This is a genomic window from Nostoc sp., from assembly GCF_036917535.1.
In the GTDB taxonomy this organism is placed as follows: Bacteria; Cyanobacteriota; Cyanobacteriia; order Cyanobacteriales; family Nostocaceae; genus Nostoc.
Genome location: NZ_JBALDA010000017.1, coordinates 119397 through 134731, shown reverse-complemented (window position 1 = coordinate 134731; position 15335 = coordinate 119397). Strand labels below are relative to the sequence as shown.

General features: G+C 40.1%; 5 protein-coding genes and 1 pseudogene. All 6 read left to right on the top strand.

Going from position 1 to position 15335, the window contains the following annotated elements:
- Positions 1–310 precede the first annotated feature (310 nt).
- The 6 genes and pseudogenes from V7K56_RS06060 to V7K56_RS06035 all read left to right on the top strand — a co-directional run bounded on the left by V7K56_RS06060 (position 311) and on the right by V7K56_RS06035 (position 15315).
- Complete coding sequence (locus V7K56_RS06060; RefSeq protein WP_442939924.1) at positions 311–1105, top strand: GMC family oxidoreductase; 795 nt, start codon at positions 311–313, stop codon at positions 1103–1105.
- Positions 1092–1868, top strand: coding sequence for a class I SAM-dependent DNA methyltransferase (locus V7K56_RS06055; protein ID WP_334908556.1), 777 nt, complete (start codon positions 1092–1094; stop codon positions 1866–1868). The genes V7K56_RS06060 and V7K56_RS06055 overlap by 14 nt, the downstream gene beginning before the upstream one ends.
- A 99-nt stretch (positions 1869–1967) precedes the next feature.
- A complete protein-coding gene (locus V7K56_RS06050) occupies positions 1968–2837 on the top strand; it encodes an ABC transporter six-transmembrane domain-containing protein (RefSeq protein WP_334908554.1) in 870 nt (289 codons plus the stop codon).
- 98 nt (positions 2838–2935) lie between these two features.
- Positions 2936–7318 (top strand): annotated as a pseudogene (locus V7K56_RS06045) (type I polyketide synthase); the annotation flags it as partial.
- A complete protein-coding gene (locus V7K56_RS06040) occupies positions 7319–9499 on the top strand; it encodes a zinc-binding dehydrogenase (RefSeq protein ID WP_442939927.1) in 2181 nt (726 codons plus the stop codon). It begins immediately after the preceding pseudogene.
- Entirely contained in the window at positions 9496–15315 is a 5820-nt protein-coding gene (locus tag V7K56_RS06035; RefSeq protein WP_334908552.1) for a beta-ketoacyl synthase N-terminal-like domain-containing protein, read from the top strand. The genes V7K56_RS06040 and V7K56_RS06035 overlap by 4 nt, the downstream gene beginning before the upstream one ends.
- Positions 15316–15335 lie beyond the last annotated feature (20 nt).

Sequence of the window (15335 nt, the reverse complement as noted above, 5' to 3'; positions counted from 1 at the left end):
AGTTACAAGAGTTTGGCAAGTAGCTACACCAACACTGCAATTTGGTAAAGCTTATCAGTCGGAAATCGAGAAGGCGAAGCATATCTACACTTACATTCATGCAAATGTAGTAAAAATTGAAACAAACGATACTGCTCAAACTATTACAAAGGTCAAAGTTGCATGTGTCAATGGAACAACATTCTGGGTTGCTGCAAAAATTTTTATTTTAGCTATGGGAGGAATTGAGAATCCTCGCCTTCTATTAGCTTCTAATCAAGTTCAAAATAATGGTTTAGGTAATCAACATGATATTGTGGGCAGGTTTTTTATGGAACGCCCACATTTGTACGGCTCTGGTAGTATCTTTTTTTCTAAATCAAAATATTATCCTACTTTGTATACTTTGGAAGCTATTGATTCTTATGGAATTTTACTTGGCTTATCCCTATCTCAAGAACTACAAGAACAAGAAAAGCTACTCAGCTGTAGTACTGTCCTATTGCCCACACCTTTTCCACTAATTTTCAAGGCTTTAAATATGTTAGAGCAAGCTCCTGAGCCAAGGAACCGCATTACACTTACTCACGAGCAAGATAGGTTTGGTGTAAATACAGCAAAATTGGATCTGCAACTTAGTTTAACTGAGAAATATACTATTCTGCGTTCGCAACAAATTCTTGATGAGGAATTACGTCGTACCGAGTTTGGTAAGCTTAAAATTGAACTTGCTCGAGAGGATGACTCTTTGCTTCCCTCGACAATAATCAGTCGTATTGAACTGAATCATCTGTTTGAAAAATTACAACAAATTGAACTTGCTGAGGAAGATGGCTATGAGTCTTGGTCTTGGCCTCCTCCTGGAACAGAAATAAAAGAAGCACCTTTGGTATCGTTTTGCCATCAAATGGGAGCAACGCGTATGCACGTAGATCCTAAACAGGGTGTTGTTAATGAAAACTGTCGAGTACATGGAATTAGTAACTTGTACATAACTGGTTCTTCAGTGTTTCCCACTGCTGGGTCTGCCAATCCGACGCTGACCATCGTCGCTTTAGCAGTTCGGCTTGCTGACCATATCAAGTTTATTTTTTCTTTAGGAGAAACTTTTCATGAGTTCAACTAATCGTTATTCTGATTATGATAATTGGGCTTCTATGTATGACGAAGCGATGGGCACAGATAACTATGACATGAAAATAGCTTTATTGGAAAACTTATTGCTGCAACGTCTTCCCGAAAGTGCACATATTTTTGACCTTTGTTGTGGCACAGGACAAGTAGCAAAACGACTCATAGAAAAAGGGTATCGAGTAACTGGGCTAGATGGCTCTGAGATGATGTTGTCTTATGCTCGTAAAAATGTTGCTGATGCCAAATTTATCCTAGATGATGCACGCTTTTTCAAGTTGCCACCTACCTTTGATGCAGTTATTTCTACAGATAGAGGTCTCAGCCATATTCTCAGTATTGAAGAACTAAAATCTGTCTTTAAAAATGTGTGTACATCACTGCTAACAAACGGTTGGTTTGTATTCGATTTATATTTAGAAGAAGATGGTGAATCATTGATTTCTGGAGGTTCTATTAGCTATATTTCAGATAATCATGTTATGGCTACACGTTGGAGCTATGACTCGGACAAAAAATTAGGTGAAGCTGATGTAGCTAGATTTGAACTGATAAATGGAAACTGGCAACGTTTAGACTGGAATTATTCATATAGAGCCTATTCTCCCAAACTTATTCAACAGACTCTTGAACAACTAGGGTTTACGGAAGTTAATATCTATTATATCAACCGTGATTTGGGAGTTGATATTGGTCAAGAGTCAGATTGGGCTTGTGTTGTTTGTCGGAAACAAACTAGTACCCTACGTAAAAGTTGAAATAAAGAGCATGTATATTACCTATTTAATAATGGAATCAGATGGTGATATTAGACGAGCGATCGCTTTAAGTTTAGGATTGTAATTACTGGGTTTAATATGATACTGAAACATTTGTTTATCAGTCATAAATATTCAATCTTATTAACATATTTTTTGACTATATTAGGAATTTTGTTTAATTTACTTTATCCTTTTATAATTGGTGTTACAATCAATGAATTACTTCAAAAACGATATGAAAGTCTGATATTACTGATATGCATTTGGTTGGCTTACGACATTACAGAAGTTGCACGCAAAATATACGATACGCGTACTTTTACTAATGTATACAGCCATCTGGTCACTTTAGTAGTATTAGAGCAAAATAAACAGGGTGTACCTAACTCCCAAATTATTGCTCGTTCTGCCTTGACTAGAGAGTTTGTCGATTTTTTTGAGCGTGATATTCCTCAAATACTTAGGTCTTTGTTTGACTTTTTTGGGGCTTTAGTGATGCTGTTTATTTATGATATTCAGATGGGCTTTTATTCTTTGGCCTTGCTTATTCCTATAATTTTCATTAATTACGTATATGTTGGCAAGTCAATAAAATTGAATCAAAAACTTAACGATCACTTAGAAGATGAAGTCGAAATTTTGACAGCTTGCAAAGGTGAGACTGTGTACCAACACTATCTATTTATTTCCAAATTGAGAATTTATCTTTCCAATGCCGAAGCAGCTAATTATGGATTTATGGAACTGCTTTCACTAGTATTTGCTGTCGCTATTTTGCTTCGTGCGACTCAGCTACCAGGCGTAAAAGCAGGGGATCTATATGCAATAATTTCTTATTTGTGGAATTATTGGCAGAGTCTTAGCAATGTACCTATTTTAGTACAGCAATTTAGTCGTTTAAAAGACATTGGAGATAGAGTTAAACTCCAAACGTCAGAAATATATATAGACAAAAATGTATTATAAAATAATTTCAACAACAAGTAATAAGGGAAATATTTTAATAAACAATAAATAGTTAATTGGTCAAAAACTTTTAAAATATAAAAAGGAAATAAATAATAATGGACATTGTAGATAATTATGAATCAATTGCTGAAATTGCCATTATAGGAATGGCAGGGCGTTTTCCTAGTGCTAAAAATATTGAAGAATTTTGGCAAAATTTACAATCTGGCGTAGAGTCAATTTCTATCTTCAAAAATGAAGAAGTCATATCTGACGGAATTGCTCCTAATATACTAAACGAACCTAATTATGTAAAAGCCAGTGCCATATTAGAAAATATCGATTTATTTGACGCGGGATTTTTTAGTTTTAATCCCAAAGAAGCAGAAATTACAGATCCCCAACACCGTGTTTTCTTAGAATGCGCCTGGGAAGCGTTGGAAAATGCTAGCTATGATTCTAATAGATGTGACAGTCGGATTGGAGTTTATGCTGGTGCTAGCCTGAATAACTATTATTCTGTAGATTTAAATCGCGATTGCATGGGTTCAGCCCAATGCTATCAAACAGTAATTGGTAATGATAAAGATTTTCTTACAACTCGTGTTTCTTATAAATTAAATCTAACTGGTCCAAGTATTACAGTCCAAACAGCTTGCTCCACTTCATTAGTTGCAACCACACTCGCTTGCCAAAGCTTGTTGAATTATCAATGCGATATGGCTTTGGCTGGTGGAGTTTCTATCCACGTACCACAAAAAATAGGTTATTTGTACGAACCGGGAGGAACACTGTCTGCTGATGGTCATTGTCGTGCTTTTGATGCTAAAGCGCAAGGAACGACCATCGGTAATGGTGTGGGTGTTGTTGTCCTTAAGCGATTGAGCGATGCTTTAGCAGATGGCGATTTCATCCATGCTGTAATTAAAGGTTCAGCTATCAATAATGATGGTTCTAGTAAAGTTGGCTACACAGCACCTAGCGTGAATGGTCAAGCAGAGGTGATTGCCGAAGCAATGATGCTGGCTGGAGTCGAGCCTGAGACAATCAACTATATCGAAGCTCATGGGACTGGTACAGCTTTAGGCGATCCCATTGAAATTGCCGCACTCTCTCAAGTTTTTCGTAGTAATACCAACAAAAAAGGCTTCTGTGCTATTGGTTCAGTGAAAACAAACATTGGTCATTTGGATGCAGCTGCTGGGATTGCCGGACTAATTAAAACTGTCTTAGCCTTGAAACACAAGCAAATACCACCCAGCTTAAATTTTGAACAGCCAAATCCCCAAATTGATTTTGCCAACAGCCCTTTTTATGTCAATACAAAGCTAGCAGAATGGAAACCAGGAAATAGTCCTCGCCGTGCTGGTGTGAGTTCCTTGGGTATTGGTGGCACTAATGCTCATGTCGTTTTAGAAGAAGCACCAGTGCTAGAACCTTCTAGCCCTTCTCGTCCCTGGCAGTTGTTGCTACTTTCTGCTAAAACTGACTCTGCTTTAGAAACTGCAACAGAAAATCTGGCTAATCACCTCCAGCTACATCCCGATGTGGACTTAGCGAATGTTGCCCATACCCTACAAGTGGGGCGTGGTGAATTTAATCATCGTCGTGTGCTGGTGTGCCAAGATATCGAAGATGCAGCCAGCGCCTTGCAGTTAGGAGATCCGCAAAGAATTTTCACTCGCTTAGTTGAAAATGGCGATCGCCCCATCGCTTTCATGTTCCCTGGACAGGGCGCTCAGTATGTAGATATGGGTAAAGAACTTTACCAAACTGAGCCGATTTTTCAACAACAGATTGATTTGTGTTGTGAATTGCTGCAACCTCATTTAGGGTTGGATTTGCGTTTACTGATTTACCCCAACGAGTCCGAATCAAAAGCCGCAGCCGAAAAACTCCAACAAACTGACATCACTCAACCTGCATTGTTTGTCATAGAATACGCTTTAGCTCAACTGTGGATGTCGTGGGGGATTTCTCCCCAAGCAATGATTGGCCACAGCATCGGGGAATATATTGCTGCAACTTTAGCTGGTGTGATGTCACTTGAAGATGCTTTATTTCTGGTGGCTGCTCGTGGGCGACTGATGCAACAACTTCCATCTGGTGCTATGCTCTCAGTACCACTGCCAGAAGCAGAAGTCAGAGGTTTACTGAATGAAAATTTATCCTTAGCTGCTAGTAATGCGCCAGCTTTGTGTGTAGTATCGGGAACTGATGATGCTATAGATGAATTTCAAAACCAGCTTCAAGGGATAGAATGTCGTCGCCTGCATACCTCCCACGCTTTTCATTCTCCGATGATGGAACCCATCTTGGAGCCATTCATCAAAGAAGTCAATAAAGTCAAACTAAATCCCCCAAAAATTCCTTTTATTTCTAACGTCACAGGCACTTGGATTACAGCAGCTCAAGCCACAGATCCAAATTATTGGGCGAAACATTTACGCTCTTGTGTTCGCTTTTCGGAGGGAATCTCTGCATTGTTGCAAGAGCCAAATCGCATTCTGCTAGAGGTTGGGCCTGGACATACTTTATCTACCTTCGCCAAAAAGCATTCAGAACGGGTGGGATTGTCTTCATTACGACATCCTCAAGAAAAACTGTCAGATGTAGCATTCATATTGAACACATTAGGCAAACTTTGGCTATCTGGAGTAAATGTGGATTGGTCGGGATTTTATGCTCATGAGCACCGTCATCGTCTTCCCTTGCCAACATATCCCTTTGAACGCCAGCGTTATTGGATTCAAGGTCAAAAAAATGTAACAACTGTTAAGACGAGTGTACAGAAGCCTGTTACTTCTTTACCAGGTGAAAAGTTAGATATTGCTAACTGGTTCTACATCCCATCATGGAAACGCTCTCCACTATCGGAAAAGCCCGAAAGGGAAAAATCTTGCATTCTGATATTTACCGATGAGTGCGGCTTGGGTGAGGAATTAGTTAAACGATGGGAACTGGAAGGTCAAAATGCGATCGCCGTCAGTGTAGGATTGGAGTTGAGAAAACTAAGCGATCGCCACTACACCTTAAATCCGCAACAACGAGAAGACTATGATGCTCTGCTTAAGGAACTTCTAGCACAAGACAATTTTCCAAAAACAATTGTGCATTTATGGAATGTCACACCTGTAAATAACACAAAATCAGTAGTTGATACAGAAGATTTAGGATTTTACAGTTTGCTATTTCTTGCTCAGGCACTTGGGAAACAACACCTTAGCGAACAACTGCAAATAGTTGTCATCTCCAACAATATGCAGGAAGTGACAGGAGTTGAAATGCTGTGTCCCCAAAAGGCAACTGTTCTTGGTCCTGTGAAAGTCATACCAAAAGAGTATTCTAATATCAGTTGTCGCAGCATTGATATTATCATTCCCTCAAATCAATCTTGGCAACAAGAAAAACTGATAGACCAGTTGTTGAGCGAATTACAAACCCAATCTTCGGACTCAGTTATTGCCTACCGAGGAAATCATCGCTGGGTACAACAATTTGAACCTGTTCACTTAGAGCCAGCCTCCGCAAAAATACCAAAACTCAAAAAAGAAGGCGTATATTTAATCACTGGTGGATTGGGAGGTATTGGACTGGTACTAGCAGAGCATCTGGCGAAGACTGTACAAGCAAAATTACTGCTTACAGGACGTTCAGAATTTCCAACAAAAGACAAATGGTCAGAGTGGCTAAACGCTCATGGTGAACAAGATAGTGTTAGCCGCAAGATTCAAAAACTCCAAGAACTCGAACAGTTAGGTGCAGAAATTTTGGTAGTGAATGCTGATGTTACTAATATTGAACAAATGCGTTGGGCGATCGCTCAAGCGCAGGAGAGTTTTGGTCAGTTCAATGGTGTAATTCATGCCGCAGGGATTCCAGGAGGTGGAATCATTCAGCTAAAAACGGCAGAAATGACAGCAAATGTTCTAGCACCTAAAGTAAAGGGAACGCTAGTTCTTGATAGTATTTTCCAAGACACTCAGCTTGATTTTTTTATTTTATGTTCCTCAATGACTGCCATTCAAGGAGAAATAGGGCAGGTAGATTATACCAGTGCGAATGCTTTTCTTGACGCTTTTGCTCACTACAAAAGCAATCGAGATGGTATATTTTCTATATCTATTAACTGGTCTGCTTGGCAGGAAGTCGGGATGGCAGCCACAGCAGCAAAACTGACTGCCAAATCCCAATTCCAAACAGTGAATCATCCATTATTTGAAAAATGTATAGTAGAGAGTTCAGGGCAAGAAATATATATCTCTAAGTTTAGCGTTATCAAACATTGGGTTTTGAATGAACACATAGTTATGGGAAAGGCGACGCTTCCAGGAACAGCTTACTTAGAAATGGCTAGAGCTGCTTTTGAAACCCACAGCGAAAATCGCCCTATAGAAATCAGGGAAGTTTACTTTCTCACACCTTTAGTAGTAGAAGTAGAGGAAGAAAAAGAAGTTCGGACACTTCTCACAAAGCAGGCAGATAAATTTGAATTCTCGATTATTAGCCAATCTAATACTGAAGAAGATAAATGGTTAGAACATGCTAGAGGCGAAATAAATTTTATCGCCAGAGAATTACCTCAAAAATATAATGTAGAAGAAATTGCAGCCAGATGTAACGAGCAGAAAATTACTGTTGCAGAAAATCAAGGGGGATACATAGAATTTGGCTCTAGATGGAACAACTTTAAACAGGCAAGTTTTAGCAATAGTCAGGGTTTTGCTACCCTAGAAATACCTACAGAATTTGCAGATGATATTGATGTGTATAAATTACATCCGGCTTTATTAGATAATGCCATTGGTTTTCTAGGAATTAAAGAAGAAGGCGCTTATTTGCCGTTTTGTTATAAGAGATTAAAATTTCTAGAACCTTTACCAGAAAAAATATATAGTTATATTAGAAGCACTAAAAAAGTTCAGAATAATACTCTGAAATTTGATATTACTATTATGGATGGACAAGGGAGAGAATTAGTTGAAATAGAAGAGTATACCCTAAGAAAAATAGAGACTAATACAGTTGCTGTTCAACAAAAATCTTCCGTTGCTGAAAACCAAAACTTCTGTTTGCAAATTTCTGCTCCTGGCATTCTAGATACTCTGACATTTCAATCAATGCCACGCCAGCAACCAGGTCGAGGAGAGGTAGAAATTGAAGTTGGTGCAACTGGTCTTAATTTTAAAGAAGTACTTCTAGCATTAGGAATGCTTCCTGTTCCATCTGATACTCATCTCAAGTTTGGTTTAGAGTGTGCTGGCAAGATAGTGGCATTGGGAGAAGGCGTTAAGGGATTTGAAATCGGAGACGAAGTGATTGCTTTTGGTGATGGTTGCTTTAGCCGATTTTTGACAACTTCCGCTTTGTCGGTTGCACTCAAACCCAAACATTTGAGTTTAGAAGCAGCGGCAACAATTCCCGTAGCCTTTACTACAGCTTACTATTCGTTGATGCAATTAGGTAGGCTGAGTAAGGGCGATCGCATTCTCATTCATGCTGCGGCTGGTGGAGTCGGTATGGCCGCAGTCCAAATTGCTCAGTGGGTAGGAGCAGAAATCTTCGCCACTGCGGGAAATCCAGAGAAACGAGCGTTTCTGCATTCGATTGGCATTGAGCATGTCTTTGATTCTAGGTCTGTGGCTTTTGCTGACGAAGTGATGCAACGCACGCATGGTAAAGGAGTCGATGTCGTTTTAAATTCGCTGGCTGGAGAATTCTTGACTAAAAGTCTAGATATAGTAGCACCTTATGGACGTTTTCTGGAAATTGGTAAGCGGGATATTCTCAACAATAGCCAACTAGGTTTAAAAGTATTTGCAAAATGCTTATCGTTCTTTGCTATTAACGTAGACCGACAACTTCCCAACTTTAGCGACCTATGGCACGAAGTAGTACAACATTTCCACGAGAGAAATTTTAAACCCTTGTCTTATCAGGTCTTTGCTATTGACTCGGTAGCTCGCGCCTTTGAAGATATGGCTAAAGCTAAACATATTGGTAAGATTGTCGTATCTTTAGAAAATCAAGACTCCCTAGCTATTGGGGAAAACAAAGATACTAAAGTATCCGTGGCTTTTAGTTCTAAAAAGCCGAAAAAATCTGTTACACCTGCTCAAGCGTATCAAAAACAGCTCTTAGAGCAAGGTTTATCACCTGCTGAGGGAGTAGAAGCGTTCAACCGGATTCTGGGGAATACTTTTTCCCAAGTTCTGGTATCAACCCATGATTTTAGACTCCAAATCGAGCCGGATATCGTCAGTAACTCACCTATTTCAGAAGCTACAACCAAAGATAACCTCTCGAAACCAACGTACTCAAGACCAGAACTGACTACTGTCTATGTTGCTCCCAGAAATGAAATCGAGCAAAAAATCTCTGTTATCTGGCAAGAACTCTTGGGGAGCGAACAAGTAGGTATCCACGACAACTTCTTTGAGTTAGGTGGCGATTCGCTCCTGATGGTACAAGTACGCAGTAAATTGCAGGCTGCTTTAAACTGCGATATTTCCACAGCTGACTTATTTGAATATCCCACCATCAATCTTTTGGCAAAATATTTCAGCCAAACACAAAACGAACAACCAGCCTTTGAGCAAGCACAAGAGCGTGCCAAGAGGCAAGAAGCAGCAATTGAAGAAGAAATGGAGCTGATGAAGCTCAAAAGGAGGGTAATATGAGTAATCGATTGAAAGGAATAGCCATCATTGGCATGGCTGGTCGATTTCCTGGAGCCAAAAGTGTAACTCAGTTTTGGCAGAATTTGTGCAGCGGTGTGGAGTCTATTTCACTCTTCAGCGATGAAGAGTTAATGGCACAAGGCATAGATCGAACCTCTTTGCAAGACCCTAACTATGTGAAAGCAGGGTTTGTGCTAGAAGACATCGAGATGTTTGATGCTTCATTCTTCGGTTACTCTCCTAGAGAAGCTGAAATTCTCGACCCGCAGCAGCGAGTTTTTTTGGAGTGTGCTTGGGAAGCTTTAGAAAATGCTGGTTATGACCCAAAATCAGACAATAATCTAATTGGTGTATATGCTGGGGGCAATCTAAGTACTTACCTGCTCAATAATCTCGCCTCACACCCTGACTTGCTCAAATCGCTGAATATGCAAATTGCCCTTGGCAATGATAAGGATTCTATATCTACACGAGTTTCTTACAAGTTAAATTTAAAAGGGCCGAGTGTTAGTGTTGGTACAGCTTGTTCTACCTCTTTAGTAGCTGTTCATCTAGCGTGCCGAGGGTTGCAAAGTTACCAGTGTGATACGGCGCTAGCTGGAAGCATTGCCATCCAAGTTCCGCAAGTAGAAGGTTATTTCTATCAAGTTGGAGGCATGGCTTCTGCTGATGCTCACACTCGTGCGTTTGATGCCAAAGCTACTGGCGGCCCTTTTGGTAGAGGGGCGGGTATTGTTGTTCTTAAGAGATTAGAAGATGCCGTAGCAGATGGCGACTATATTTATGGAGTGATTAAAGGTTCAGCTATTAATAATGACGGTGCAGTGAAAGTCAGCTACACAGCACCAAGCGTTGCAGGTCAAGCAGAAGTGATTGCTCAAGCTCAAGCGATCGCCTCTTTCGCTCCTGATACAATTACCTATATTGAAACTCATGGCACAGGTACAGCCCTTGGCGACCCCATCGAAATTCGAGCCTTAGAAAAGGTGTTTCGTGCCGGAACCAATAAGAAAGGTTTTTGTGCTATCGGTTCAGTCAAAACCAACGTCAGCCATTTGAATACAGCCGCTGGCGTAACCAGCTTGATTAAAACTGTTTTGGCTCTCAAGCATCAACAAATACCACCCAGCTTGCATTTTGAAGAACCAAATCCTGAGATAGACTTTGCCAACAGTCCTTTTTACGTCAACACCCAACTTTCTGCATGGCAAACAAACGGGACACCACGCCGTGCTGGGGTTAGTTCTTTTGGTCTTGGGGGGACTAACGCTCATGTTGTACTTGAAGAAACGCCAGTACAAGTTAAAAGTCAAAAGTCAAAAGGCAAAAGTAAATATCTACTGTGTCTATCGGCTAAAACCAATTCTGCTTTAGAAACTGCAACTGTAAATTTGGTTAATTATCTGCAACAGCACCCAGAACTCAACCTTGCGGATGTCGCTTATACATTGCAAGTCGGTCGTCACACTTTTAGCCATCGCCGCACAGTTGTTTGTCAAGACATTCAAGATGCTATAGCCGCCCTTCAGAATTCCAAACGAGTTCTCAGTGGCACTCAGGAGACGAATGAGCGCTCAGTAGTTTTTATGTTTACTGGTTTGGGAACTCATTATGTAAATATGGGTTCTGAATTATACCAAAATGAACCTATTTTCCGCGAACAACTTGATCGCTGTTGCTCTTTATTTGAACCTCTGTTAGGTCTTAATCTCAAAGAAGTTATCTATCCTACTTCTTCTACAAATCAAGAAGCAACCCCAGAAAAATCTGGTATAGATTTACGCCAAATGCTTGGCCGGGGTACTCAACCACTAGATCCCGCTGCCGAAAAACTCAATCAAACCTATCTCACTCAGCCAGCGCTATTTGCCATTGAATATGCTTTAGCTCAATTATGGATGTCTTGGGGCATTCGTGCAGTGGCGATGATTGGGTATAGCATCGGTGAATATGTCGCAGCAACTTTAGCAGGGGTACTGTCTTTAGAAGATGCAATTACTCTTGTTGCCAAAAGAGCGCAAATGATTCAAGAGTTGCCAGGGGGCGCAATGCTGGCGGTTCCTTTGACAGAGCAACAAGTGCAACCTTTCTTAGGTGAAAACCTTTCATTATCAGCAGTCAATGGTTCATCCCAGTGCGTGCTTGCGGGAACTACACAGGCTGTAGAGGAATTGGCAGGTGAGTTAAGCGCTCAGGGTTTAGCTTGTCGGCAATTGCAGACTTCTCATGCTTTTCATTCTTACATGATGGAGGCGATCGCTAACTCCTTCACCGCACTGGTAAAAACTATCAATCTCAAACCACCACAAATCCCTTATCTATCTAACGTTACCGGAACTTGGATAACACCAGAGCAAGCCACAAATCCCAGCTACTGGACACAGCACATGTGCCAACCTGTGCTATTTGCCGATGGAATACATCAGTTGTGGGCAAAACACAGTCCTATTTTCTTGGAGATAGGGCCAGGACAAGCATTAAGCAGCTTGGCAATGCAATGTTTAGATAATGTTGATGATAACAAAGTAATATTATCTTCGCTACGCTATGCATACGAGCGACAATCTGACGTTGCTTTCATCCTCAACACAGTAGGACAACTGTGGCTTGAGGGAATCAAGATAGATTGGTCAGGATTTCATGCTCATGAGCACCGACATCGTCTTCCCTTGCCAACATATCCCTTTGAGCGACAAAAATATTGGATTGAACCGCAGAAATTATTACCTTCACAGATAAATTTTCAACCCAAGTTAACAGCATCAGAACTTTGGAAATCTCTGGTAGAAGCTGGTCAACTCCAAGCTAGCGTAGGTGCTGCGGAATTTGACGAGCAAGCTTATCAAGAGAAAAGAAAGTGGTTAGATATTTTATGCACAGCCTATATCAATCTTGGTTTGTCACATTTAGGTGCTTTTAGCAATCCCTCTAAAAAGTATTCATTGGCAGAATTGTTTGAGCAATGTCAGATTATTCCTCGCTATCAAGAATTGTTAAGTCGATGGCTGGAAATATTGGTAGAGCAAGGTCATTTGCATCAAGAACAAGGGCTGTTTCTCGACCTGTTACCACTTTCAACAGACTATATTGATAAACTTTTACCAGAGGTAAGAGTCAGATGCACAGATACACTTCAACAAATAGATTTGCTGCAACTCTATGGCGAAAATATGATAGCCATACTGACTGGTGAAAAAGAACCGTTAGAATTTCATGTTTCTACCTTATTAAAGTCAGGAGAATTTTCAGTCCAACAATTACCTGAGAATAAGTACTACAACTCGATTATGCGGGCATGTGTAGAACAGGTAGTGAAGTCATTGTCATCTCGAGTCAACCTAAGAATTCTTGAACTTGGTGCTGGAACTGGTACAGCCACGGCAGAATTATTACCTATATTGCCCTTAGAACAAACGAACTACACCTTTACTGATGTGGGTGGATTTTTCCTCAATGCAGCTAAAAAGAAGTTTAGCGATTATCCGTTTCTTGACTATCAATTGCTAGACATTGAACGATCGCCAGCAGAACAGGGCTACAAGGAACACAGTTATGATGTAGTCGTAGCTTTTAAAGTACTGCATGTAGCTCGAAATATTGGACAAACTTTGGAATATATTCGCTCTTTACTTGCTCCTGGCGGCTTGCTGCTACTTTGGGAGACAACTCAAGCCAGGTTGGAATCAGAGGTTATTGATGCCTTAATTATGAATCCGATAGAAGATTCATCAGGCGATCGCAACATGGGTAATCCTTTTATATCTGAAAAACAGTGGCAAGCAGAACTCAAATCTCATGGTTTCGTGCAGGTGAGTGCGTTTTCAGAATTTGCACCTTTTAGAGAACATGTGATTGTAGCTCAAGCTACTGCGCCAGCAACAGAGAAAGTACCATTCGCATTTACAGCATTACTTGATGAACAAGATGCACAGAACACGCATGAAGTTTCATTTGGCAAACAGCCCAAGATCGCTGACTGGTTCTATATTCCTTCCTGGAAACGTTCGCTACCACCACAGTTAAACAGTCAGGTTAAACAAGCAGAACGCTGGTTAGTATTTGTCGATGAGTATGGGTTAGGCGCTCAAATCATCAACCGACTCGAACTTGAAAGTCAAGATGCGATCGCCGTGAGAGTTGGCGAGCAATTTAGTAGTACAAGCGAATCTTCACAGAAGCAGTTTGGCAAGCGTACATATACAATAGCGCCTCAAAAACAGGATGAATACAATACCCTAATTAAAGAACTTCGCGCCCAAGACTTCATACCAACAAGAATTATTCATCTGTGGAATGTAACCCAGTCAGAACTTGCAGACTCTAACACAGCCCAAGGATGCCAAAGTTTGTTGTTGTTGACACAGGCGCTGGGAAAACAGAATTTCATTGATGAGTTACAAATTGTAGTTATCTCCAACAACATACAAGCAGTAACCGGAGTTGAAACTCTTTGCCCAGAAAAAGCGACTGTACTTGCACTTGTTAAAGTCATCCCACAAGAATATACAAATATTAAATGTCGCAATATCGATGTTACTATTCCTTCACCAGGAAGTTGGCAAGAAGAGAGATTTGTAGGTCAATTGTTAACGGAAATCAAAGCTAATTCCTCTGATTCAGTGATTGCTTACCGTGGTTTAGAAAGGTGGGTACAAACCTATGAGTCTGTGCAATTTGATGCAAACTTTTCTGAAACACCATTAAGGGAAAAAGGAGTCTATTTAATAACTGGTGGACTCGAAGATATAGGACTTGTAGTAGCCGAATATTTAGCAAAGACAGTACAAGCAAAACTACTACTTTTAGAGGCTGAGGATTTTCCCAACCGACAGAAATGGGAACAGTGGCTAACAACTCACGATCAGCAATGTAATATCAGCCGCAAGATTCTCAAAGTACAGGAACTAGAAAATATCGGTGCAGAAGTCTTAATCAAAAACACTAATATAGTAAATTTAATCCAAGAACAGTTTGGTCAAATTAACGGGGTATTTCATACAGCTAAAGTTTCCAAAAAAAAATTATTTATTCCCATTATGGAGATAGATAAAATGGAGTACGAACAGCAATTTCAACAAAAAAAACAGGAACTTTTAATATTAGAAAATGTTTTACAACCCCAAAAACTTGATTTTTGTCTATTAATGTCTTCATTAACCTCAGTTTTAGGGGGATTAGGCTCTGTTACCTACTCAGCAGCAAGTTTATTAACGGACACTTTTACTTACCAACATAATCAGACAAATCCGATTCCTTGGATGAGTGTCAATTGGGATGCATGGCAATTTGGCGCAGACAATTCACAAATACCTGCTGGTACAAGTTTGGCTGAATTCACCATCGAACCGACTGAGGGTATCAATGCCTTGGAACGTATTCTTTTGTGGAGTCAATATCATCAAATAGTTGTCTCGACTGGTAATTTACAATCTAGAATTGACCAATGGATTAAATTAAAACCTTTACAAGAAAAAACTATTGCCCAAAAAGTTAATTTATCTTCTCGTCACTCCAGACCGAATTTAAAGAATGCTTACGTTGCTCCTAGTAATGATCTAGAGCGCAAGCTGACTGAGATTTTTCAAGAGTTACTAGGTATTGAGCCGATTGGTATTCATGACAATTTCTTTGTATTAGGGGGAGACTCTCTCACAGGAACTGTACTAATTTCTCAACTTCGCAAAAATTTTCACATAGAGCTACCTGTTCGTTCTCTTTTTGAAGCCCCCACCATAGATGAATTAGCTTTGGTAATTGAAGAAATTCTCATAGAAGAGTTAGAAAAATTATCTGCAAATGAAATCATGTCAAACTAGATAGCAAAATTTGGTTATTG

Bases quoted from the DNA above. Each gene is read 5' to 3' on its own strand.
- V7K56_RS06055 (WP_334908556.1), top strand. From the start codon at position 1,092: ATGAGTTCAACTAATCGTTATTCTGATTATGATAATTGGGCTTCTATG.
- V7K56_RS06060 (WP_442939924.1), top strand. From the start codon at position 311: ATGGAACGCCCACATTTGTACGGCTCTGGTAGTATCTTTTTTTCTAAA.
- V7K56_RS06035 (WP_334908552.1), top strand. From the start codon at position 9,496: ATGAGTAATCGATTGAAAGGAATAGCCATCATTGGCATGGCTGGTCGA.
- V7K56_RS06050 (WP_334908554.1), top strand. From the start codon at position 1,968: ATGATACTGAAACATTTGTTTATCAGTCATAAATATTCAATCTTATTA.